Genomic DNA, 23451 nt, shown 5'->3' with positions numbered 1-23451 from the left:
TTCACTCTGGAATTTCCTAAGGAGCCTTCTAAATAACCAATAGATCCATAAAGCGATTAACTGACAACTGCTTTAACCCTTGAAGATCATTAATAGCTGCAAAAATTTTGTTAGCCCGCCCTTGAGGGAATCGCGTAGCTAAATTACTACGGAACTTATCTTCCAATAACGGAATCCCCTCCCGTCGGCGACGGCGGTGTCCCATCGGATATTCAACTTCAATCTTTTCTGATGCGTCACCACTTTTAAAAAATACTTGTACCGCACTGGCTATAGAACGCTTATCTGGGTCTAAATAATCTTTTGAGTAACCTTTATCTTCTATCACTTCAATCTTGTCCCGCAAGATATCGATCTCTTTGTGATCGCGATGAAAATCATCTTCATAAAAACCTGGCTGTAAGTCACCAAAAATAAGCGCCACTGCAACAATATATTGCAAACAATGATCCCGATCTGCCGGATTATTTAATGGACCTGATTTAGTGATGATCCGAAGGGCTGATTCATGTGTGGTCACCACTACTTTAGTAATATTATCGATACGCTCTGCAACCTGTGGATGTAAAATAATTGCCGCCTCACAAGCTGTTTGACCGTGAAACTCAGCCGGATAAGAAATTTTGAATAAGATATTCTCCATGACATAGGAGCCAAAACTTCTGGGGAACTGAAAATTGCGCTCTGATGGTGGTTTCAGTTGCTGCTCAGCATTTGTCTTGCTAAACAGGACATCATAAAAACCCCATTGCTTTGCCGTAAGTACTCCGGGCACTCCCATTTCTCCACTTATCGCCAAATCAGCCAAGCGAACCCCGCGGGAACTGGCATCACCTGCAGCCCAGGACTTGCGTGATCCAGTATTCGGGGAATGCCTATAGGTCCGCAATGCTCCACCATCCGCCCACGCCTGAGACACCGCCGCCATTACTTCCTCCCGCCCAGCACCTTTAAGCCAGGCAGTCACAGCGGCAGAAGCAACCCGCACCAGTAGTACATGATCGAGCCCAACCCGATTAAAGCTATTAGACAATGCCAAGACACCTTGAATCTCGTAGGCTTTGACCATTGCTTCGAGTACCGCGCCCATTTTTATTGGGCTTCCCCCTTTAACTAATCGCCCTTGCGACAGGTGGTCACAAACGGCCAATATTGCCCCAAGATTGTCAGAGGGATGCCCCCATTCAGCCGCCAACCAAGTGTCGTTGTAATCGAGCCATCGAATTGTACAGCCGATGTCCCATGACGCTTTTATCGGGTCCAAGCGAAACCGGGTGCCAGGTACCCGGGCCCCATTCGGCACCCAGGTTCCCTCCACCCAGGGTCCTAACAACTTTGTACATTCAGGGAAACTCAACGCCAGAAAGGCACACCCCAAGGAGTCCATCAGGCTAAATCGAGCTGTTTCCCAGGCATCACTGGAACCCACTTTGAAATGAAGCACATAATCTGCAATATCCTGTATCACCTGATCGTAATCGGGGCGGATATTCTGAGCGGAGTCAGCAATCATGATTGAATAGCCCGTGAAAGTGTCGGAGGGCAAAACAGATGGAGTAAGGTTAGCTGCTCCCTAAACTTCAAATAGATAAACAAACGACCGAAGAATTCTATATTGTTAGGAATCTCTGAAAGCAGGAATCAACCCACTTGCAACGAACTAGCGACCCAATGAAAAAACTTCGATTCCTCAAAGAAACGGTATTATTCCGACAAGGGGATTCTGGTCCCCAGATTTATTTTATTCATGCCGGCTACGTCCTTATCCAAAAAGTGGACTACTGTGGCAACCTAGCCATTGTCGATCTCTATGGGCCCGGATCATGGTTTGGACCAGGTCTAACTGGGAAAAACCTGGACCTTCAAGCAACCGCCAAATCCGGCAGTGAACTGGAAGTTACTTCCGCTCAACATCTAAGCGCCATGATGGAGCGCCATTCACAGACCCACGATGGGCTGTTGCAACAACTAGCCACAAGGGAGTCTCAACTTCAGCAGCGTCTTTTCCTCCACATCACCGCCCCCTTACCGGTCCGGTTGGCCAACTTGTTAGCTCAGCTATTTAATTACCGGGGGCAAGCCTGTGGCCATGGACATCAACTCGACATCAAGTTGACCCAATCCGAATTGGCCGCCATGGCCGGTGGAAGCAGGCAAACGGTCAGCCAGCTCCTTAAACAATGGAAGTCTGATGGAGTTATCGACTATACGCGCCAATATATCTGCCTTCTCGATCAAACCGCGTTAAACAGCCTGGCAGAAAACCAAATATATGCGCCAGTGTCAGCCAGCTGACAGTTTTACCCTTCCCGCCTTCATATACTTTCCAGCAGCTGAAACCCGGGGATAGCTCTCCCACATCAACAGCAATGGAAAAGAATTATGCGCAGCGCCTACTTATTTACCTCTTTAGTTCTGACACTCGTATTGGGTATTTCTGCAAAGGCCGATGAAAACCTCAATTTAACCTATAAAAGTATGGTTGATAGCCAGGGGAATATTACTTTGCCGGATAATTACCGTCGGGAATGGGTCTTCCTGGGCTCCTATCAGGTAAAGTCCTCGAGTGGCGATGGATGGGATACTCATAATGTCTATACCCAACCCCAGGCAGTCGAAGGGTATCGCAAAAATGGGAAGTTTCCCGATGGGACAGTTTTGGTAAAGGATGTTAATAGCACCCAATCGGAGCTCTTAACCACAGGGTTGGCTTATTACTCCTCAGACCTTCAATTCACTTTTATGATGGTAAAGGACGATAAAAACCGCTTCCCAGAAAACCCGGCTTGGGCCGAAGGCTGGGGATGGGCTCTATTTAAGCCAGGAATAGCTAAAAGTGAAACCAAAACCTGGAAAGGCAGCGGGCTTAACAACTGTTTTGGATGCCACCTACCAGCCAAGAATAATGACTGGGTATACACACAAGGTTATCAACAGGTCCTACAGAACTAAAAAGTAAACAGCAAAAATCAGAGGTTAGAGGTCTATTATTCGGCTAGAGTAACAGCATAGATTCCCTCCATAACAGCTTATCACCCCCACCCCAGCGCTAATTGATTTATATCAATTAGCGCGATCTTGAATACCGTTAACATGCGGCCGCGTCCGACTATTCCACTATGAGTTTTTCCGTGTTTAAACCTGAGTTACTGTCCCCCGCAGGGACTTTAAAAAATATGCGATATGCGTTCGCCTATGGTGCCGATGCCGTTTATGCCGGCCAGCCCCGCTACAGCTTGCGTGTGCGCAATAATGAATTTAAAAATATTGAAACCCTGCGCCTAGGCATAGAAGAAGCACACCAGCAGGGAAAACAGTTCTATATCGCCTCTAATATCGCCGCTCACAACGACAAAGTTCGCAGTTACCTGCGGGACCTGGAAGAAATTGTCGAAATGGGGCCTGACGCCCTGATTATGTCCGACCCAGGTCTGATAATGATGGTAAGGGAGCGCTGGCCTGATCTGCCAGTCCACCTATCCGTACAGGCCAATGCGGTAAACTACGCGACCGTAAAGTTCTGGCATCGCCAGGGGTTATCTCGGGTGATACTTTCCCGGGAACTGTCCCTGGATGAGATTGAAGAAATTCGCCAGAAAGTGCCCGAGATGGAGTTGGAAGTCTTTGTCCACGGTGCGCTCTGTATCGCCTATTCCGGGCGCTGCTTGCTATCCGGTTATATGACCCATAGAGATGCCAACCAGGGCGCCTGCACCAACTCCTGCCGCTGGCAATACCAAGCTCATGAAGCCAAAGAGAATGAAGTTGGCGAGTTGATTCATGTGCAAACCCAGGAACCCACCAAGCAACCCACCTCCGCCAGTGAAAGTACTTCCCAGGCCTTTTTACTACAGGAAGAAGGTCGCCCTGGAGAATATATGCCGGCCTACGAAGATGAGCACGGTACCTACATCATGAACTCCAAAGATCTGCGGGCCGTACAGCATGTCAAGCGCCTCACGGAAATGGGCGTTCACTCTTTAAAAATCGAAGGTCGCACTAAATCCCACTACTATGTGGCTCGTACTGCTCAGATCTATCGTCGCGCTATAGACGATGCTGCGGCAGGAAAAGACTTTGACATGAAGATGATGGACGAATTGGAGACCCTCTCGAACAGGGGCTACACGGAAGGTTTCTACCGTCGCCATCCACCAGCAGAATACCAGCAATATGAAAAGGGATTGATATCAACTCCGGGCCAACAGTTCGTAGGCGAGCTTATTGACGGCAGTCCTGAGTATTTGACGATTGATGTAAAAAATCGCTTTGAACGCGGTGATCAATTGGAGTTAATGACTCCCAGCGGTAGCTTGTTCTTCCCCTTGGAGCAAATGGAGAATACGGAAGGCAAAGCGATCGATGTAGCTCCGGGATCCGGGCATATCGTGCAAATACCCCGACCAGAGGGGGTTGATGACGATCAACTTCAACAGGCGCTATTGGTCAAAGCTCTGGGATAACCCTCGGCCTGTAATTTGCACTATGGCTTATCAAGCTCTTCGTTTTGCAAATATATTTTATTAAAGGTGTAGTGGTTTAGACAATCTACCGGATTCACTAAGCCACGACACCTTTATTCCCACTACATCTCCACAATTTTACTTGTGAACCTATCCTCAAAATGCATTGGGTAATCGTTAAACCTCTCCAGTTACTGCCCACCTCATAATATTCAAACCATCCTGTATTTCCCCACCATTCACCGCAAGCAACTGGTTCTTGTACCAATTTTCCTGCATTTTCAGCCTCACCTAAAACCCTTTTAAAGCCCTGAGTTTTGATCACAAAAATATGCTCGACAGTACTAATTACAAGATAAAAATCCGCCCTACCTCGGAGTTCCAACAGGAATACACCCGTTTTAAATAGTTATGATTTTCCACCTCTAACTCGCCCCCGCATCAAGGTTTCACAGTAGAAAAGCGTGCAACGATTTCTTAACCAAGGAAACGCCGCAATATGGATATTATTAAACCTAAGAAACGCCCCCTGATTAAGCACCCTTTAATGCTAGGTGGTGCTGCTCTTGCTTTTGTGGCATTTACCAGCACCCTCCTGTTACTTCCTGACAGCGCCTATAAGGTTGAGCGGGAACAGCTGATGTTGGGTACCGTCCAACGGGGAGACCTGCAAGTTGTGGTAGATGGCTACGGTAGGCTGCGTTCAGACAAGCAGACTTTAATTACCGCCCTAACCGCAGCGAATGTTGAAAAAATCATGTTGCGTCCCGGTGCAGAAGTACAAAGTGATAGCATCATTATGCAGCTGAGCAACCCAGAATTAATGCGCGACCTGGATGCGGCCGAAACCTCCCTGGAACAAGAGGAAGCTAATCTGCGCCGGCTTGTTCTGAACAACCAGCGCGATGTTCTCGCGGAGGAAGCCATACTCGCGGAGCTAAACTCCAATTACCAAGTGATCAAGTTGCGTCGCGAAGCTGAGGACGAGCTGGTAAAAAGCGGGGTGGTTTCCCAGCTCACCTACCAAACCACCGTCTTACGCCAGGAACAGATGAAAAAACGTGTGGACCTGCAAAAACAGCGTATCAACCACCTGCGCAAAGTCGCCGTCGAATCAGAGTTAATCCAGCGCGAGCAAATCAACCAAGCCCAGACCCAATTGCAAAGTATCCAGCAACGTACAGACCGACTGACAGTACGTGCCGGCCTAAACGGCATACTGCAACGACTACCGGTAGAGCTGGGGCAAGGTGTCGATCCCGGGCAGGAGCTGGCGCTGATCGGCAGCGAGACTGATCTTCTCGCTTTGGTTCAAGTACCACAATCCAAAGCAGAGCAGCTGGAGGTCGGCCAGCCCGCTGAAATTGATACCCGCAGGGAAAAAGTCGAAGGTATGGTAACCCGTATTACTCCTGAGGTTCGGGACGGCAATATTGAAGTGGAAATTGCTTTCAGCGCAGGCACTCCAGAGACTGCCAGGCCACAGCTCAACGTCGATGCCCGGATCTTCACTGCCACGATGGAAGATACGCTGTTCGTCGAGAGACCTATCAATGTGCAGAGGCACAGTGAGGCCAATCTCTTCCTGATTAACGAAAACGGGGAAGAAGCGGCACTCCAGCCCATCAGCTTCGGCGAGGAGTCAGGTCGATATATCCAGGTCACCCAAGGCCTCAATGAAGCGGACCGCATCATCCTCTCGGATATGGCCAATTTCAATGAAGCTGAGCATATCCAGATTGTTGACTAAAGCGAGAACAGGGAGTTCGCTATGTCCAAGCCAATCCTCCATATGGCCGGGATCACTAAGGTGTTCAGCACCGAAGAAATGGAAACTCACGCCCTGCGGGGCGTTGACCTGAGTATTTACCAGGGGGAATTTGTATCTATCTGCGGCCCCTCGGGTTGCGGTAAATCCACACTTCTCTCGATTCTCGGCCTGCTGGACCTCCCCACCAGCGGCAGCTATCAGATTGAAGGCATTGAAGTCGCTCAATTGTCGCTGAGTGAGGCGGCGACTATTCGCAACGAGAAAGTAGGCTTTATCTTCCAGTCCTTTAACCTGATTGACGAACTCTCTGTCTACGACAATATCGCCCTGCCCCTGCGATACCGACGCAATCCAATTCTCAAGTCTAAAGCCGACAAAAAAGTGAAACATTGCCTGGAGAAGGTAGGGATGAGTCACAGGGCCTCTCACAAACCTAACCAGTTGTCCGGTGGCCAACAGCAGCGAATCGCCATAGCCCGCGCGCTAGTTGGCAATCCATCCCTGCTGCTGGTGGACGAACCCACCGGCAATTTGGATTCCCACAATGGCGATGCGGTAATGGAAATGCTGCGGCAGCTCAACAATGAAGGGACCACCCTGTGCATGGTGACCCATGACCCTCGCTATGCAGACATGGCCAGCCGCCAATTGCATCTGCTGGATGGAAAAATATCAACGCCGCAGCCCATACTAGAGCCCCATGAGATGGCCCTATGATCACCACAAAGGACCTGTCCATAGCCCTCCAGTCCCTCAATCGGGCCCGGAGCTACGCCACCACTATTATTCTGACCCTGGGTATCACTCTCGGCGCCCTGGTAACACTATTTAATCTCAACTACCAACTGTTAGCCGCACCCCTACCCTACCCGGACGAAGATCGGCTGTATGTCGTGAATGGTAATCTCTACCAGAACAAGCAGCTGCGGCTGGAAAACAACAGCCAATACCCTGCCCTGGTTGAAATCTATAAGAACGACAGTTTCTTCGAGTCCAGCGCCCTGGTGTACTTCTGGGAAGATGTGGTTCGCAATTTATCCGGATCACCACGGGTTAATGTTTCCTATGTCTCTCCGGAATATCTCCAGCTCGCTGGAGCACCCCTGGCCCTGGGCAGACAATTCAATGCCGATGAAGGGCTCGACAGCCGAGTCCCTGTAGCGGTTATCAGCTATCAAACCTGGGAGCAGATGTTCCGGCGCAACCCAAATGTCTTGGAGCAAAGCCTGCAATTTGGGGAGGTGGACTTTCGCATTGTCGGCGTCACTGCCAAAGACTTCATTGAACCCGAAATCTATAAGCAGGGCCGGCAAACGGCGGTCTGGCTGCCCTGGGACTTTAACGATACACAAGTAGAGCGCAGAAATAATTGGAGAGGCTTCCTGCCTTTCCGCATGCTCACAGGGAAGTTGAAGCCGGGCATTGACCCCACCAGCGCAGGGCATGAATTGAGCACATTAATGGATGCCCAGTATCAAGCCGCCCTAGCGGGAAGATCCTCTTCGGTAGAGAGGTCCGTTGAATACCGACTCACCCCCTTCGCCAATAAAATACTTGGCGACAGCGCCACACGAACCCTAATGGTTATGGGCGGTACACTGGTGCTCCTGTTAATTGCCTGTGCCAATGTTACCAACCTGATTCTTTCTCGCGCAGCCAAACAACAACGCAATATGGCGATACAGGTCGCGTTGGGCGCACACAAAAAACATATCTTTTTGGCCCTGCTATGTGAAATCGGCCTACTAATGTTAGGGGCTGCATTACTTTCTCTACTTTTAGCCCTGGGATCGACAGAGGTACTAAAGGTGATGGTTGCGGAACAAATTCCTCGCATTCAAGAGCTCACCTTAAACTGGCAGACATTGGTTTTCGCACTGTTGTGTGCCTTACTTCTCGCCCTGTTCTTCTCAGCCATAGTCAGTCGACAGGTTAATTACCGCGCACTGAATCAAATGTTGCAGAGCAGCGGCAAAGGCTCCGGTGTACAAATTTCACCACTGATCCGCAAAGTCCTCATCAGCAGCCAAGTGGCGATGACCAGTTTGCTTATCGTCGCCAGCTTGCAGATTTTCCTTCAAGCTAACCGCCTGATTAACCAGCCCTTTGGCTTCCCCTTGGACAGCGTTCAAGTGATGACTCTGAATATCGGCAATCTTAGGAGCGCCCCCGCTGCCGAACGGGAGAGTTACCTGAAGGCCATCAGGCAGAGATTGCTGGAGCACCCTAAAGTACAAAATGCCAGCCTGAGCCTAAACACTCCTATCTCTATCAGCCGGCCACTCTGGACCACCTCCCTGAGTCATGATGCCAGCCGACAAAACCCGGTGATGGCCAAGACCACAGTCGTCGACGAAAACTACCTTGCCATTTTGCGTATGCCACTGGTAGCTGGCCGCCATATCAATGCGGCTGAGTTTTCCGATAACAATCGCATGATGCTCGTCAACGAAACCCTGGCCCAGCAACTGGAGCCGGATGGAGAAATATTAGGCAAGCGCTACTACTGGCGAGGTGACTTGCCCTACCAAGTGGTCGGTGTAGTGCGCAATGCAAGCCTGCCCGGCAAAAAGGAACCCGCCCGCTTATTTGTGCGCGGTATCAACGTGAGCTATCCCCTACTGGTACTCAGGCATAAACCTCACCAACCCCTCAGCACCACAGAAATAAATCGGGAATTTGCCCAGGTAAACAGGCAGTACAAAGTTTCTGAGCTATTCTCACTGGAGCAAGCGCGAGACCTGCTTCTAAGCAATGACCGGGTGTCAGTTTGGGTAACCACCGCCCTCACATTACTGGCACTCAGCCTCGCTGCCATCGGTATCTTTGGAGTGCTCAGTTACAGTGTACAACTGCGGCGTACTGAGCTTGGCGTGCGCATGGCAATCGGCGCCCGCCCAGCGACGATTTTCTATCACACCCTGATCGATAGCCTGATTCCCGTCGTTATCGGTATCGCTGTAGCGACTTTGGTAGTAGCCCCACTGGCACTTTGGCTTGAGCAAAGCGAGTTCAGTATTGAAACCAGCCTCTGGGGCTGGCTGCTACCACCACTGCTTATTATCGCCCTAACCGCCTCGGTGACCCTGCTTTCTGTATGGAGGATAATCAACAAGCCCGCGATTTACGCATTGCAAGGAACAGGATAATTACTTTCCACCTGTAGCCGCTGCTTGAGGTTGCGCACTCATCGTGCAATCTTTACAGCAAATACAACAATAAGAAATGGAACAGCCAATGCAGCCTCAGCAGTGGTTATCAAACGGAAAGATTTTTGATTATCAAAACCACCAACTCTTCTATGTCGATAGCAACCCAAGCTGCCGACATAAACCGGTTCTGCTTTTGATTCACGGTTTTCCAACCAGTAGTTATGACTGGCAAAAGGTATGGGCCCAACTGACAGCGCACTATCGCTGTATTGCTATGGATATGCTGGGATTCGGTTACTCAGACAAACCCAAGCAGCATAACTACAGTATCCACGAGCAAGCTGATTTACATGAAGCTCTTCTGCAACATTTAAACATCAACAAGGTCCACCTGCTGGCCCATGACTATGGGGATACCGTTGCCCAAGAGTTACTCGCCAGAGCCAATAGCGGTGGTACCACGAGTTATGCCTCAGCATGCCTGCTAAACGGAGGTCTATTTCCAGAAACTCATCAAGCGCGTTTCGTACAAAAACTGCTGCTCTCTCCCGCAGGCTTCCTGATCAATAAACTGATGAATTACCGGCAGTTTTGCCGCAGCTTCAGTGCCATTTTCGGACCAGACACACAACCCTCTGACAGAGAATTGCGAGACTTGTGGCAAATTCTTCAATATAAGAATGGCAACCGGCTCCTCTATAAACTAATCAGCTATATGCGCGACAGGCGCCAACATCGTCAGCGTTGGGTCGACGCCCTAAAGCGATATCCCGGCCCCCTGCTACTAATCAATGGCTCACTGGACCCAGTTTCAGGAAAGCATATGGTGGATCGATTTCGTCAGCTGATAGATCGGCCAGCGGATATTGTTGAACTGGGAACAATTGGGCATTATCCCCAGTGGGAGGCTCCTGAAAATGTTGGGAATGAATATCTAAAATTCCTAAAAATACACCAGAACAACCCTTTCTTACTTTCTACACTATCGGAGTAAAGTAAACTACTAGGGTAATGAGAGCTAATCATAGTAGCAATGCCGACTCACTAGCCACTAGTAGTAATAACTAAGACTGGAATCTTCCTGTTTTAATTTAGTAAATCACCCAATTACAGAGCACAAAAGTAGATAGAATGATCGAAAGGATAAACTACCAAGACCTTCCCCAAGCTGCAGGCCCTTATGTACACGCAACAAAGCACAACAACACCCTATACATATCTGGCCTTACAGCGTATGAAACCGAAGTACAATCTTCTAGCTTGATTGCTCAGACTACTGAAATACTTTCCCAGCTTTCAATAATCCTTGATTGCGAGGGACTGGTAAAAAATAATTTAGTCAAACTAACAATCTTTGTTCGCGATATTGGCAGTCTAACATCCATTCGAGAGCTACTTTTTCAATTTTACGAAGAAAGTTTACCCGCTTGTTCATTGGTGGAAGTTTCAAAACTAATACACCCAGATTTACTAGTAGAAATAGAAGCTATAGCAGCCCTTTAGCGATGAAACTTACAAAATTTCACAACATTTATCTTACACTTCACGCACGAAAAGCGAGACCCAACATTTGAATATGAGACACTTAACGACAAAAGCCATTACTATTCTATATTGCATTTCGGCCCAATATTCTATTGCCAGTAATGAAGTAACAATACATAAAATACCAAAGGAGAAGGTTGCACAGGAAAATAAACTGCTCACTGATTTATTCACCCAAGACCAAAGCGCGCGCATTGCCCCCCACCGTGACATTGACTGGGAATCACTAAATCATGAAGACAAAACCCGGCGGATAAAAGTCTTAAAAATGCTTGAGAATGGGCATATTAGAACGTCAAAGGACTACTATCATGCAGCACTTATCTTCCAGCATGGTAATAAATCAGAAGATATAAGACTGGCCCATGCTCTTGCCACTATTGCAGCAACCCTGGCAGAGGATAAGAATAAAGCTAATTGGCTAAAAGCGGCCACTTGGGATCGCTTAATGATGAATCTTGGTCGGCCACAGTGGTACGGCACTCAGTTTGTTAAAGATGACTCTGGAAACTGGAGCCTTTATAACATTGATTCTGATATAGTCTCTGATCAGCAGCGAATAGATTGGTCCGTTCGTACACTAGAAGAATCAAAGGCCATGGAAAAGTCGCTAAATAGTAAAAAGAAAAGTAAGCATTAATAAAGCTTTACAGAGCCAGCCAGCGGGTATCTGGCTAGTCAGTTCACCACCAATCTCTGGCCAATGCTATCAACCATAGGGGGAGACAACAGTATGATACGAGCAGTTAAAGCTTCTGACTCTGCTGGGATTGCTAAAATCTACAATTACTATGTGGAGAATACCTGTATCACTTTTGAGGTAGAGCCAGTTTCTGCAGAAATTATCGCCGACCGAGTCGAAGAATGCTCAAAAAACAATCTTCCCTGGTTAGTTGCTGAGAATGAGGGCCGTTTAATTGGCTATTGCTATTCCAGTAAATGGAAAGGACGCTGTGCTTACCAGTATTCGGTGGAGGCTACCGTGTACTTGGACACGAACTATTCCTCTAAAGGCTGGGGCTCGAAGCTCTATAATGAATTGTTTAAACAGTTAAGTGAACTCAATGTCCACGCGGTAATCTGCGGTATAGCTCTACCAAATGCAGGCAGCGTAGCACTTCATGAGAAGTTTGGAATGGAAAAAGTTGCTCATTTCAAAGAGGTCGGCCGAAAATTTAACCGGTGGATAGATGTTGGTTATTGGCAGTGCTTACTCCCCTTAAGAAAAGAGAAAGCATGAAATAAGCACATCATGAGGGAGTACATTTTAAGCAACTTTTATGTACCCACATTAACCCCACTAGGGATTTTTAACCTAAATGTTACCAAATCCTCTCTAATCTAAGATCATAACTGCGCGTTTTTGTGCAGCAAGGGCTATTAAATTGAGTAGCCGAGACTTTATTGAGGGCACTGATTCCCCTCCCAATTTATACCAAAATAAAAGTGGACAACTTACTATAGAGAAAGTTGCAGCAATTGCTGGATTGCTTTTAATTTAGCTCATATTCCATCAAAAGTTACTGACCTATATGATCATTACACTTTTCACCCCGGAACCCTACCTCATTTAATGTAAGATAAAAGCTAAAATCCAGAAAAGACACGGCAGCTAAAAACAAACTTTCGACCACCATCAAACAATTAAATATATTCGCATAACGGATCCAGGTTAGGGTAAGATCACCAATAGAGCCAAAAATATAGGTAATTATAATTAAGGAAATGATATGATTTTTTCAACTACAGAAACAGTACCAGGAAGAGAAATATCGGAGGTGCTGGATATCGTTACGGGCAACGTTGTTCAATCAAAACATATCGGCCGTGACTTAATGGCAGGTATAAAGAGTATTGTCGGTGGAGAGATACGAGGCTATACGGAAATGTTGACCGAAGCGAGAAACAAAGCTTTTCAAAGATTGAGTGACAGTGCCCGGCAAAAAGGCGCTGATGCCGTGGTAGGAATTCGTTTTACTACAAGTGCAATTATGGATGGCTCCTCAGAAATTCTTGTTTTTGGTACAGCTGTAAAACTAAAAAAATAGGTTGGAACGCCCCTAAAGTTCTACCGCAAACTGCCCCAGTTTTCTCCGCACCGCAGGAATAGAACTGGCGGCAGCGATTAACGCCCGAAATTCAAATCTTGCTTTCAGGGATTGTCCAGTAATCATTTTCCGGCCACGCTCAGTTACTTCAATAACCTTTTTATCTTCTTGATGGCGCAATTCAGAGTAGCCTAGGAGATGCCCCTCAGTGATTCGTTTTGCCAATTCGGCTGCATCAGCTATCCCAAGGTTCATACCACGACCTCCAACCGGAGAGTGGCAGTGAGCAGCATCCCCAGCTAGATGTATCCTGCCCTTTGAGTAAGTTTCCGCTTGCCGAATTGAGATTTTAAAGGTTCCCTCCCGCCTAACCCTCTTAACATCCACCTCCATCGGAAATGCTTTAATTGCATTATCACAGCTAGCTACCAGACGGTGTCGGCCTTCTCCCAAAGGCACCGCAACAGCGACCACGCCAGATTCCATTTTGACCAAGGTAAACTTTCTTTTAGGAGGCCAATCCCCTGTATCAACATCCGCGATTGACCACACTTCTTCCAAATCAAATCCAGGATAACTGATACCTGCAGCTTCACGAACAGTACTGCGAATACCATCCGCTCCTACGACCATGTCAAATCGCTCCTCTTCACCATTATCAAAAAAAGCCACTACCCCACTCTTTTCCTCTGTAAGGGTTTTGAGTTCTTTCCTGTATTCAACTTCGACTCCCATACCAGATAAAACCTGAGCCATGAGAGCTTCAGTTCTGTCTTGAGGAAGTCCAAGAATGGCAGGGAAATAGGTCCGATTGGAATGGAGGGGAAACTCTAGAGCTAAATGCGTATTTAGGTAAATGCATGCGCTCTGAACAGCGATCCCCTCGGCAATCAACTTTTCAGAAACGCCAGAGTGTGAAAGCAACTCAAGGCTGCGAGAAGTAACTCCCACCGCTCGACTAAGGGTTGAAGCGCTATCCCGGCGGTCCACAATTCTTGGCAATAGCCCTCGCCGAGCAAGCTCGACCGCTGTTGTAAGGCCCGTGGGCCCAGCCCCAACAATCAGTACTTTCACAGGCTACCTCAAATAACCCCACCTAACAGTAAGATAGTACATATGAAAGAGTAAGGATGACTGGCTGGTCTGAGGCTCTTTATAAAAAACCTCGGTCGCCACCAGTGATCTCTTCACAGCAATACCAGTCACCGCTTGGCGAGGACGTACTTAAACTTGCGAAGTCGAAACCTCTAATATCTGGCAACGATAGACAAAAGACTCGTCTTGCCGATAAGTACCCACTGTTATATCGATATTTTTTATGTTTCAGCTCTTGGGTATAATTTCTAAATGATTACACCACTTTACGATGATGTACATGGACTCGCACTTGAGATAGTCAATAAATCCGCCTCTGGGGATAAAGCTGGGTGCCAAGACTCCCTCAACTCGCTAGAGAGACTATGCGCAAAATATGCCGGAGGCGAGCTAGACCATCCCCTACAGTGGGAGGCTCTGGGTGATTTTTCAGAAAGCTGTGAGGATGCAATACAGGCATACACCCAGGGACTTAACTGCTCCATAAAATTAGATCTCCCTTTGTATTCAGCTTCAATTGCCCTGGAAATGGCTGAATGTTTTTTGAGACTAAACAATCAAGATAAAGCCTTGAAATTTGCCCATAAAGCACGTATCTATTCTGTCAGTACAGAGGATTATGAACTACAAGAATCCATTAACAATTTCCTTAGAAATCTTATACAGGTTTAGTTTACCCTTAAAGACCATCCAAGCTGAGTTATCATAGTTAACTAAAACAATGATTCTAAGATCACTGATTACTTCTATATTAGTCAGCCTAAGTTACACTCTGGCTGCACATTACATTTACGATAACTCTTTTGGTGAAGGTGAAATTCTGAAGATCCAGGCCTCCATATTGATGTTTCAAGCTTTAGTCGTTTTCATACCTACATTCACTGCCTGCTTACTAATCACACTCTGGCTAAGCAAGATCAATAGAAAGACAAAATAAGACATTCTGTATGCCCCCAACTTCAAGCATCATGGCTACCGCTTCAAAAATCAGCCTTTGCCTTATAGCAAGTTCAATAGCAACTCTTATTTCCATTATGGAGTACTGGCGAGGGCTTAATGGTAACGAACTTCTTTTAGCCAGAAGTGTCTCCGCTGTAACAACTGCCGGGAAAAACGGCCCCAAGTATATAGAACCGACGCTAGCTGCCGGAAATGATGGCATTACTGAAGTTCAAGTCATCTTAATGGCTCTAGGCTTATCGGCACTTTTGGCCTTAAGTTCGCTGATAGTGGTGACGATTTACAGGGTCAGGCACGGCCATCACAAACTCTATCTGCCTTTAGCTTTCTGTTCTACAGTTCTATGCTTGGGCATTATTTATGTTGGGTTTAAGTCCGGTATTCAGTATAGTCTTTGAAGTAGGACAAGCTTAGGCTAGTACTGAGGCATAACAAAGGAATATCAAAGTGAAAAGAATTGCCACCGCACTGCTATTTTTATTTGCGGCGATTGCCTGCTACGCTTTCGGAGTCCCTGTGGGAGGAGTAATCTTCCTTGCTCTTGGCATTATCTTTGAAGGAATCTTCTGGATTAAGCTATTTAAACGTAAAAAGAAGCCAACATAGGTGTAGTAATACAACGTTACTTCGGCTAGATTCAATTGAACTAGTGATTATCGAATAAACTACACGCCTCAACCTGGCACCATAGAACAGGAAGGTCGCTTACTCCCTAAGCCACCTAATTGCCATCCCATCATTCTATAAATTTATTTTCCAGCCATCAGTAATCCCCACCTCACTATTGGTACACACTTGCATCAGGAATAGATACCGAGCACGGAAACTATGGAGGAAACTTGAGACATATTTAAAGACGGACTAAATTGTGCGCCGTTAAATGGATTCTATAAGGAAATACCCATGTCCCTTCACCGCTCACCACGCTGGATTGCGGTCATTCTTCTTTGTCTTATTGCTATGGCTTGCTCACAAGAAAAGTCAGAGAAGAAACTCGCTGACACCCCCAAGCTTGCGGAAGGCGGGAGCGTTGAAGAGGGTAACAACCAGGCACAAGCTCTCAGCCCCACTGAGAAAGTGCATAAAAAAGAAGCGGCCTCTTCTAGTGAAGCAATCTCGAAAGCTGATGAAGCCCAGCGCACTTCTGAAAGAAATTCTACTGATCTGACAGAGAATGATGCTACCCCTTCACAAGTCACAGTCAATGCCAGCACTCAAATCTCCGGGGATCACTTCCTAAAGGTCCTCCACATTGGGGAGCGGACATTTAAAGATGCAAGGGCCATCGCAGTTATCTTTTCTGAACCTTTGCTGGGCAATGCCCATTTTGGCTCCTACTTGAATCTATCCCGTGACGATGGCGAGCGTGTAGATGGTGGTTGGGTTCTCTCCGATAACCAGAAAATTCTCTATTTTCCTCATATTGAACCAGATACTCGCTATAAACTCACCGTGCTCCCGGGTCTGCCCGGCGAAAACGGCTTGGAGTTACAGGAAGAGAAACAGGAGAGGATTCGCACCCGACGGATTGAGCCCAGTATCAGCTTTGCCAGCAATGGAAGTATTTTTCCCACGACGGTAACTCCCGGCCTACCTGTTACTGCAGTCAGTGTTGAGGCTGCACAGATTCACTTCCATAGAGTGAAACCTGAGCATTATTCCGAGTTCTTCAGGCTGATCAAAAGCCAGTCACTAAAATACTACTATCGCTTAAAGTCCCTCAATCAAGTGGCCGATTTTGTCTATAGTGCCCAGTTCGATCTCACCAAGGAGAAATACGTCCAGCGAGATTTCGACCTCTCTATCGGGCATATAAAGCCCCTGCAACAACCAGGAATCTATGTCGCAGTTATGCAGCCGGCAGGCGTGTATGACACTAACCTCTATGATGTCACCCACTTCTCCATCTCCAACTTAGGCCTTCATGCGAGGTACTATCCAAACAGTGTTGACCTCTATGTTTCATCTCTGGATGAAGGGCAGGCTCTTAAGGGCATTGAGGTTGAGCTGCTCAACAACAAAGGGGAGCTAATCCAGCAATACACAACCGACCAAGACGGCCAGGTGCGCTTTGCTCTGACGCAGGAACAGGAAGACTCACAGCGCTTCTTCATCGCAAGAGATCCTGATACCGGTCACTTCTCCATACTCGACCTGCGTGAACCTGCATTGGACCTTTCGGATTTTCAGTTGGGCCAGCGCCCTTCGAGACCGATGGAGTTTTTCATGTATGGCCCGCGAGATCTGTATCGCCCCAATGAATCGATCCAGGTGAGCGGGCTGCTGCGCAATTATGATGGTCGCTATATCAAAGACCTGCCGATCAAGGCAGAACTCATAAAGCCGGACAATACCAGCGCGCGCGCATTCACATGGCACGCCAGCGCGCCCGGATACTACGAAAAGCTTATTCCACTTCCACAAAATGCACCTACCGGTGACTGGCGCCTGGATGTTGAGCTAGCCGATGGGCGCAAAGTGAAATATCCATTTAAGGTAGAAGAATTCTTGCCAGAGCGAATGAAGCTGGTTTTGCAAGACGGTGAAGAGCGCAGTCTGGTAGAGGGCCATAAAGAATCTTTCGAACTTCAAGTAGAAGGTAGTTATCTCTATGGTGCGCCAGCGGCAAAGAACCGCCTGGAAACTCTGGTGCAAATTAGCCACTATCGCGAGCCCTTCCCCCAGTGGAAAGGGTTCGTATTTGGGAACACTAATGAATCTTTGCCCACGCGACAGTTTCATGCCCCAACGATTGAGCTCAATGAGGAAGGGTTGAGCAATCTGACCTTGCGCTCCCGTTGGAAACGAGCAAAGAGCCCGCTGAAAATCAACTTGGTTTCCAGCCTGTTCGAATCCGGCGGCCGCCCGGTAACTCGCCAACATCCAGTCCTGGTATGGCCCACACACCCGGTGGTAGGTATTCGCCCAAATTTTGGAGAGGAAAACCCATCGGCCAACAGCAGGCCTGAATTTGAAATAGTGGTTGCCGACGCACAGGGCGAGCCTGTTATCGGACGGGATCTCAAAGCGGTGTTAATTTCCGAAGACCGCCAGTACTTTTGGGAGTACTCTTCAAATCGGGGCTGGCACTATGAATACTCAAGTGCTGAATTTGAAACTTTCAGTCGCCAGCTCCAATTCACCGAAGAGCAACCACTGAAGCTCACAGTCCCAGTGGAACATGGCCACTACCGCTTAGAAGTCACTGATACCAATACGGGGGCAACCAGCAGCTTACGCTTCCACGCCGGCCGGGACTGGTATTACTGGTGGCGTAAGGACCAAGTAGCCAAAGGCCAGGCTGCGCGTCCAGATACCGTGGCCCTGTCACTGGATAAACCAAGGTACTCTTCTGGAGATCTGGCGCAACTCACCATAGTACCGCCCGCTGACGGAGAGGCGTTGGTGTTGGTGGAGAGCGACCAACTATTGTGGTCCAAACGACTACCTGTAGAAAAGTCGGGCACCAATATCGAAATCCCAATCTCTCCTGAGTGGGATCGCCACGACACCTATATTTCTGTTACTGCTCTGCGCCCTGCGGACAAGAATGAGCGTATCGCCCCCAATCGCGCTTTTGGTCTCGCCCACCTGCCCCTGGATCGCGATCCTCGGCGCCTGCCCATTTCACTCGAAGCGCCCACGAATGCCCTGCCCGGCTCGGAAATTGAAGTTACCATTTCTGCCGACGAAAATTCTATCGAACAAAACGGAAGCAAAGCCTGGGCCACCCTGGCCGCCGTCGATGTCGGTGTACTCAATATCACCCGCTTCAAAACCCCGGATCCCTTCGAGGCCTTTTTTGGCCAGCGCCGTTACGGTGTGGATGTAAGGGATATTTATCATCGCATTATTGAATCCAACAGTGGCAAACTGGTGGAGCAACGTTTTGGCGGCGATGCGGAACTGGCCCGAGGCGGCGACGAGCCCAACTCCGACGTTCAAATAGTATCTTTATTCTCAGGACCCGTTGAATTTGATACTCAGGGCCAAGCAAAGGTCGCGCTACAATTACCGGAGTTTAACGGACAGCTACGCCTGATGGCGGTTTCTTTCAGCAAAGACCGATTCGGTAGCACCGACGGAGAAGTAACAGTCGCCTCACCGGTTGTCACCCAAGCCGCCTTGCCTCGCTTTATGGCCCCTGGTGATAGCAGCACACTGGCCCTTGACCTCAATAACTTAAGTGGCCGCTCCCAAAAACTCACTGTAAATATGCAATCAGTGGGCGCGGTAGATTTGGAAATGGGTGAGCGGTTGCTGGAACTGGCGGATGGTGAACGCAAAACTTTGCGCTTCCCAATCACCGCCAAAGATGCCACCGGAGATGCAGAGTTCAAACTGGTCGTGCAGGGTGCCGCCGATAAAGATGGAAATGATATCGATATCGAACAGCAGTGGCGCCTGGGCGTGCGCCCCGCTTGGCCGGCAACCACACGCAACCAGCGCAGACTCCTGTCCCAGGGCGAGAGCTTCAGTGTCGATAGCAGCTTCCTGGATTCCCTAATGCCTGGAACCGTTCAAACCCTGGTATCCCTGGACAGCCGACCGCAACTCCAGTTACAGGATCACCTATCTAACCTGCTGCAATACCCCTACGGCTGCCTGGAACAAACCTCCAGCCGGACCTTCCCGCTAGTCATGGCAACGCCGCAACGACAGCAAAAACTGGGCCTTGAACCTCTGGATGAGAATGATCGGGCCGAACGTATCGACGCAGGTATTGAACGCATTTTCAGCATGCAAAAAGGGAACGGCAGCTTTGGCCTATGGAGTTCCGAGTCTTCCGAAAGCCAGTGGCTAACCGCCTATGTAGTCGATCTTATATTGCGGGCCCGGGACCAGGGAATCGTATTTGACGATAACCGCCTGGAATCCGCACTCAAGCGCCTGCAGGATTACGCCCGTGAGCGCGGTGCTTTCTATCAGCAACGCTATAGCTATAGTCCCGATTTCTATGCTTATGCCGCAAGAGCTTACGCAGCCTATGTGCTCTCACGAGTACAGAAAGTGTCTCTCGGGCAACTGCGTACCCTTTATGAAAGCGGCTCGAGCCTGACCCAATCTCCCTTACCAAACCTGCATATGGCAATCGCTTTGCATACCATGGGCGATGCCACCCTGGCCCAGGAGGCCCTGCAAAAAGCGCTTAAAATCGAGCGCAAACGCCGCAGCTACTATGGCGATTATGGGTCAGACCTACGGGATACGGCCCAAATGATCTCCCTGCTCCTAGAGCACAATTTCGCAGGTGATAAAACGGAATCCCTGGTGTTCGAGCTGGCCGATCTTCTCCACGGTCGCCAATATCTCAGCACCCAGGAGCGCAATAGTGTGTTTATGGCTGGAGCACAGTTGCAACTCAATAGCAGCGCAAACTGGTCTGCGACTTTGGCCAGTATTGATGGCTTGCGCGAGCTCAATAGCGATAACCCGCACAGCGCATTATTCCGCGGGCGCGAAGCCGCCAGCGCACTTGAGGTAACTGCACAGATAGAAAAGCTCTATGCAGCAATCACTATCAATGGTTACAGCAAGAAGTCACCTGAGGCGGAGATGGATAAAGGTGTCAGAATTAAACGCAGCTACCACAATTTGGATGGCACGGAAGTCATTCCCAATCAAGTTCGTGAGGGCGAGCTTTACCTGGTGCGTTTGCAAATTGATGCGGACCAACGCCTGCCCGACCTACTTGCAGTGGACCTATTGCCCGCAGGTTTTGAGCTGGAGAATCAAAACCTGGCCGGCAGTGTCAAAGTGGATGAACTCGAGTTCGATGGCAAAAGTATTGCCCAGTGGCAGGACACCCAGGACAATATCCAACACACTGAATATCGCGATGACCGCTTTGTGGCGGCACTGGATCAGCTGAGATACAAAACTACCAATCTCTTCTATATCGCCCGCGCAGTAACCCCCGGCAACTATCAGGTGCCCCCACCCTACGTAGAGGATATGTACAAACCGGAACGCTTCGCTATCGGTGAAAATCCCCTAACGCAAATGCGGGTAATCGGTAAACAGTGAAGCTGTTGGCCACTATCCGGAGAGCCTGGCAAAGCAGCAGTCGCAGAGTTCGCGCACTGCTGCTTGCGCCCGCCGCCCTCACAGCGGTACTGCTACTGCTCGACTTTGCTTTCCCTCCACCTCTTCCCGAAACTCAAGATTTTGCACGGGTCGTTGCAGATCGTTACGGCAAACCACTACGCTTCTTTGCCGACAGTCGCGGAGTTTGGAGATATCCAATATCTCGGGAAAATGTATCACCGCGCTTTATCGAAGCTCTTCTCACCTACGAAGACCGACACTTTTATCGGCACCCCGGAGTAAATCCGCTAGCTCTATTGCGAGCTTCAGTCCAATACCTTCGCAATGGACGAGTCGTTTCCGGCGGCTCCACTCTCACCATGCAGGTAGCGCGACTACTGGACCCACACCGCAAAACTCTGCCGGGCAAAACCAAGCAGATATTGCGTGCATTGCAATTGGAGTGGCACTTCAGCAAGAATGAAATTCTCGATCTGTACCTGAACCTCGCACCTTACGGCGGCAATATTGAAGGCGTGGAAGCAGCCAGCCGTCTATACCTGCGTAAATCAGCCTCTGACCTTACCCATGCGGAAGCTGCACTGCTAGCTGTACTGCCTCAGGCTCCGAGCCGCCTGCGACCAGATCGGCATCCTCTAAAGGCACAAAAAGCCCGGGACAAAGTTCTGGATAGGCTGCAGTCATTTTCCGTCTGGAGCGCAGAGGATGTTGAGCGCGCTCAACTTGAGCAGGTCTATGCGGAACGCTTGGAATTCCCGCAAAACGCCCCGCACCTAGCCCGCAGACTGGTGAATACCATCAGCGATCAGGAAGTTATTCGCACCACAATCGACGGCAACATCCAGCGCGGACTGGAAGATTTCCTGCGCGATCATATGGATAGCTATCCAGCCAAGACATCTGCAGCTGTTGTAGTTTTGGAGAATTCCGATTTATCCGTGCGCGCCTACGTAGGAGCTTCTCATTTTGGTAACAGACGCCGCTATGGCTATGTCGATATGGCCGGGGCTGTACGCTCACCGGGCTCTACGCTCAAGCCCTTTTTGTACGGACTTGCCATTGATGAGGACCTGATCCACAGCGCCTCCCTGCTCAGCGATGCGCCCCGTATATACGGCGATTACCGCCCTGAGAATTTCCATCGAGGCTTCGCCGGCCCTGTCACCGCCACCGCCGCCCTTCAGAAATCTCTCAATGTTCCTGCAGTTCAGCTACTGGAACATTACGGCCCCGGTCGATTGGCCGCAGCCCTGGAAAATGCCGGACTAGCACTAGAGTTTCCCAGTGGCGGTAGACCCAGTTTGGCCATGATTTTGGGGGGAGTAGGTGCTCGTCTTGACCAGCTGGCAGGCATTTATGCCGCACTGGCACGGGGAGGCCAGACTGCAGCTCCCCGCTATTTACCCGAGGAGCCCGTACGTGAAAGGCATCTGATGTCTCCTGAGGCAGCTTGGATTACATTTGAAATGCTCGCTTCCAATCGCGGAGGTTCCCGCCGTTGGCGCAATCTGGTGCGGCAAAACAAGGCAGATATCGCCTGGAAGACAGGCACCAGCTACGGCTACCGGGATGCCTGGGCGATTGGCGTAACTCCCGGCTACACCGTCGGCATTTGGGTAGGCCGACCGGATGGCACTCCCCTACCCGGTTACTATGGCTCCATTAGCGCCACACCTCTGTTGAACGCAGTTATCGCCGCATTACCAGACAACAAACAACAGCACCTGAAAAAGCCCGACTTAGTAACTCAAGAGACTATTTGTTGGCCGCTTGGGGGCCAGAAGACGCTCACACAAACCAGCCACTGCCATCTGCAACACAACGCCTGGTTAATCCAAGGGCGCACACCCAGAACACTATCGCCGCATGGTGATCCCCTACGGGCAGCGCAAACGTTCAGTTTCTTTGCCAACCGACAGGGGCAGCAGGTGAAACCCAGCTGCATGGACTCTACTGCTGAAAAACAAAAGCTAGCCCTTTGGCCAAAAGAACTGGAATCCTGGCTACCCGCCAACCAAACCCGAGCTCAGCAAATTCCTCCGACGGCTCCCGAGTGTTACACCCCGACTGCAACAACAGGGACTCCACTAAAGATTATCGGGGCTGGAGATGGTAACCAGTATCGAGCTACCGGCAAAAATGCCCCACTTCCGCGTTTAACTCTGAGCGCGATTGGCGGACAGGGAAAGCGCTATTGGTTCCTGAATGGACAACCCCGGGGTGAAACCTTAGGAAATCAAAATCTGGAACTGCTCCCGAAAATTGGCAAACACCAAATTGCCGTGCTGGATACTAGTGGGAATGTGGATCGGATTGAGGTATTTGTGGGGACAGGATATTGATTACCTCTAACTTACCTAATCCAACAT

Annotated in this window: 19 protein-coding genes; 16 read left to right on the top strand and 3 right to left on the bottom strand. The window is 49.1% G+C overall.

The features are described from left to right. Positions 1-28 precede the first annotated feature (28 nt). Positions 29-1513 carry a bifunctional 2-methylcitrate dehydratase/aconitate hydratase gene (locus ACJJIN_RS05250; protein WP_444897171.1) on the bottom strand — a complete coding sequence of 495 codons (1485 nt, stop codon included), beginning with the start codon at positions 1511-1513 and terminating at the stop codon, positions 29-31. 158 nt (positions 1514-1671) lie between these two features. On the opposite strand from ACJJIN_RS05250, the gene ACJJIN_RS05245 reads away from it, so the two are divergent. The 3 genes from ACJJIN_RS05245 to trhP all read left to right on the top strand — a co-directional run bounded on the left by ACJJIN_RS05245 (position 1672) and on the right by trhP (position 4463). Further along, positions 1672-2295, top strand: a complete 624-nt coding sequence (locus ACJJIN_RS05245; protein WP_444897170.1) for a Crp/Fnr family transcriptional regulator — start codon at positions 1672-1674, stop codon at positions 2293-2295. 87 nt (positions 2296-2382) lie between these two features. Further along, positions 2383-2952 (top strand): cytochrome P460 family protein, encoded by a 570-nt coding sequence (locus tag ACJJIN_RS05240; RefSeq protein ID WP_444897169.1) that lies wholly within the window; start codon positions 2383-2385, stop codon positions 2950-2952. A gap of 167 nt (positions 2953-3119) precedes the next feature. Continuing rightward, on the top strand, positions 3120-4463 hold the full coding sequence (trhP, locus tag ACJJIN_RS05235) for a prephenate-dependent tRNA uridine(34) hydroxylase TrhP (protein ID WP_444897168.1): 1344 nt from the start codon (positions 3120-3122) through the stop codon (positions 4461-4463). A 97-nt stretch (positions 4464-4560) separates the two neighbouring features. Here trhP and ACJJIN_RS05230 read toward each other — a convergent pair whose 3' ends face one another. Beyond that, positions 4561-4788: a hypothetical protein gene (locus ACJJIN_RS05230; protein WP_444897167.1), complete on the bottom strand. Its 228-nt coding sequence runs from the start codon at positions 4786-4788 to the stop codon at positions 4561-4563. A 174-nt stretch (positions 4789-4962) separates the two neighbouring features. Between ACJJIN_RS05230 and ACJJIN_RS05225 the strand changes: the two genes are divergently transcribed. The 8 genes from ACJJIN_RS05225 to ACJJIN_RS05190 all read left to right on the top strand — a co-directional run bounded on the left by ACJJIN_RS05225 (position 4963) and on the right by ACJJIN_RS05190 (position 12979). Beyond that, positions 4963-6213 (top strand): efflux RND transporter periplasmic adaptor subunit, encoded by a 1251-nt coding sequence (locus tag ACJJIN_RS05225; RefSeq protein WP_444897166.1) that lies wholly within the window; start codon positions 4963-4965, stop codon positions 6211-6213. A 21-nt stretch (positions 6214-6234) separates the two neighbouring features. After that, positions 6235-6951 (top strand): ABC transporter ATP-binding protein, encoded by a 717-nt coding sequence (locus ACJJIN_RS05220; RefSeq protein ID WP_444897165.1) that lies wholly within the window; start codon positions 6235-6237, stop codon positions 6949-6951. Beyond that, complete coding sequence (locus ACJJIN_RS05215; RefSeq protein ID WP_444897164.1) at positions 6948-9383, top strand: ABC transporter permease; 2436 nt, start codon at positions 6948-6950, stop codon at positions 9381-9383. Before ACJJIN_RS05220 ends, ACJJIN_RS05215 begins: the two co-directional genes overlap by 4 nt. 88 nt (positions 9384-9471) lie before the next feature. Next, positions 9472-10380, top strand: coding sequence for an alpha/beta fold hydrolase (locus tag ACJJIN_RS05210; RefSeq protein WP_444897163.1), 909 nt, complete (start codon positions 9472-9474; stop codon positions 10378-10380). Positions 10381-10517: 137 nt separating this feature from the next. Next, complete coding sequence (locus tag ACJJIN_RS05205) at positions 10518-10889, top strand: RidA family protein (RefSeq protein ID WP_444897162.1); 372 nt, start codon at positions 10518-10520, stop codon at positions 10887-10889. Between the two features lie 73 nt (positions 10890-10962). Further along, positions 10963-11571 (top strand): hypothetical protein, encoded by a 609-nt coding sequence (locus tag ACJJIN_RS05200; protein ID WP_444897161.1) that lies wholly within the window; start codon positions 10963-10965, stop codon positions 11569-11571. A gap of 93 nt (positions 11572-11664) precedes the next feature. Then, on the top strand, positions 11665-12171 hold the full coding sequence (locus ACJJIN_RS05195) for an arsinothricin resistance N-acetyltransferase ArsN1 family B (RefSeq protein ID WP_444897160.1): 507 nt from the start codon (positions 11665-11667) through the stop codon (positions 12169-12171). Positions 12172-12661: 490 nt separating this feature from the next. Next, positions 12662-12979 carry a heavy metal-binding domain-containing protein gene (locus ACJJIN_RS05190; RefSeq protein WP_413665654.1) on the top strand — a complete coding sequence of 106 codons (318 nt, stop codon included), beginning with the start codon at positions 12662-12664 and terminating at the stop codon, positions 12977-12979. A gap of 12 nt (positions 12980-12991) precedes the next feature. Here ACJJIN_RS05190 and ACJJIN_RS05185 read toward each other — a convergent pair whose 3' ends face one another. Next, a complete protein-coding gene (locus tag ACJJIN_RS05185; protein ID WP_444897159.1) occupies positions 12992-14053 on the bottom strand; it encodes an FAD-dependent oxidoreductase in 1062 nt (353 codons plus the stop codon). 273 nt (positions 14054-14326) lie between these two features. On the opposite strand from ACJJIN_RS05185, the gene ACJJIN_RS05180 reads away from it, so the two are divergent. The 5 genes from ACJJIN_RS05180 (at position 14327) to pbpC (ending at position 23424) form a co-directional block, all read left to right on the top strand. Beyond that, positions 14327-14746: a hypothetical protein gene (locus tag ACJJIN_RS05180; protein ID WP_413665652.1), complete on the top strand. Its 420-nt coding sequence runs from the start codon at positions 14327-14329 to the stop codon at positions 14744-14746. A gap of 275 nt (positions 14747-15021) precedes the next feature. Beyond that, positions 15022-15432, top strand: coding sequence for a hypothetical protein (locus ACJJIN_RS05175; protein WP_413665651.1), 411 nt, complete (start codon positions 15022-15024; stop codon positions 15430-15432). Between the two features lie 49 nt (positions 15433-15481). Further along, on the top strand, positions 15482-15640 hold the full coding sequence (locus tag ACJJIN_RS05170) for a hypothetical protein (protein WP_282932647.1): 159 nt from the start codon (positions 15482-15484) through the stop codon (positions 15638-15640). Positions 15641-15937: 297 nt separating this feature from the next. Beyond that, positions 15938-21061 (top strand): alpha-2-macroglobulin family protein, encoded by a 5124-nt coding sequence (locus ACJJIN_RS05165; protein ID WP_444897158.1) that lies wholly within the window; start codon positions 15938-15940, stop codon positions 21059-21061. Further along, positions 21058-23424 (top strand): penicillin-binding protein 1C, encoded by a 2367-nt coding sequence (gene pbpC, locus ACJJIN_RS05160; protein ID WP_444897157.1) that lies wholly within the window; start codon positions 21058-21060, stop codon positions 23422-23424. The genes ACJJIN_RS05165 and pbpC overlap by 4 nt, the downstream gene beginning before the upstream one ends. The last annotated feature ends 27 nt before the right edge of the window (positions 23425-23451 follow it).

The organism is Microbulbifer maximicatervae (SeqCode), assembly GCF_052467505.1.
The sequence above is the reverse complement of the archived record's forward strand: the minus strand, read 5'-3'. Positions and strand labels throughout refer to the sequence as shown.

Excerpts from the sequence above, each read along its gene's own strand:
- ACJJIN_RS05220 (WP_444897165.1), top strand. The coding sequence starts at position 6,235 with ATGTCCAAGCCAATCCTCCATATGGCCGGGATCACTAAGGTGTTCAGC.
- ACJJIN_RS05245 (WP_444897170.1), top strand. The coding sequence starts at position 1,672 with ATGAAAAAACTTCGATTCCTCAAAGAAACGGTATTATTCCGACAAGGG.
- ACJJIN_RS05200 (WP_444897161.1), top strand. The coding sequence starts at position 10,963 with ATGAGACACTTAACGACAAAAGCCATTACTATTCTATATTGCATTTCG.
- ACJJIN_RS05205 (WP_444897162.1), top strand. The coding sequence starts at position 10,518 with ATGATCGAAAGGATAAACTACCAAGACCTTCCCCAAGCTGCAGGCCCT.
- ACJJIN_RS05215 (WP_444897164.1), top strand. The coding sequence starts at position 6,948 with ATGATCACCACAAAGGACCTGTCCATAGCCCTCCAGTCCCTCAATCGG.
- ACJJIN_RS05165 (WP_444897158.1), top strand. The coding sequence starts at position 15,938 with ATGTCCCTTCACCGCTCACCACGCTGGATTGCGGTCATTCTTCTTTGT.
- ACJJIN_RS05250 (WP_444897171.1), bottom strand. The coding sequence starts at position 1,513 with ATGATTGCTGACTCCGCTCAGAATATCCGCCCCGATTACGATCAGGTG.
- ACJJIN_RS05240 (WP_444897169.1), top strand. The coding sequence starts at position 2,383 with ATGCGCAGCGCCTACTTATTTACCTCTTTAGTTCTGACACTCGTATTG.
- trhP (WP_444897168.1), top strand. The coding sequence starts at position 3,120 with ATGAGTTTTTCCGTGTTTAAACCTGAGTTACTGTCCCCCGCAGGGACT.
- ACJJIN_RS05195 (WP_444897160.1), top strand. The coding sequence starts at position 11,665 with ATGATACGAGCAGTTAAAGCTTCTGACTCTGCTGGGATTGCTAAAATC.
- ACJJIN_RS05175 (WP_413665651.1), top strand. The coding sequence starts at position 15,022 with ATGCCCCCAACTTCAAGCATCATGGCTACCGCTTCAAAAATCAGCCTT.
- ACJJIN_RS05225 (WP_444897166.1), top strand. The coding sequence starts at position 4,963 with ATGGATATTATTAAACCTAAGAAACGCCCCCTGATTAAGCACCCTTTA.
- ACJJIN_RS05210 (WP_444897163.1), top strand. The coding sequence starts at position 9,472 with ATGCAGCCTCAGCAGTGGTTATCAAACGGAAAGATTTTTGATTATCAA.
- ACJJIN_RS05180 (WP_413665652.1), top strand. The coding sequence starts at position 14,327 with ATGATTACACCACTTTACGATGATGTACATGGACTCGCACTTGAGATA.
- ACJJIN_RS05190 (WP_413665654.1), top strand. The coding sequence starts at position 12,662 with ATGATTTTTTCAACTACAGAAACAGTACCAGGAAGAGAAATATCGGAG.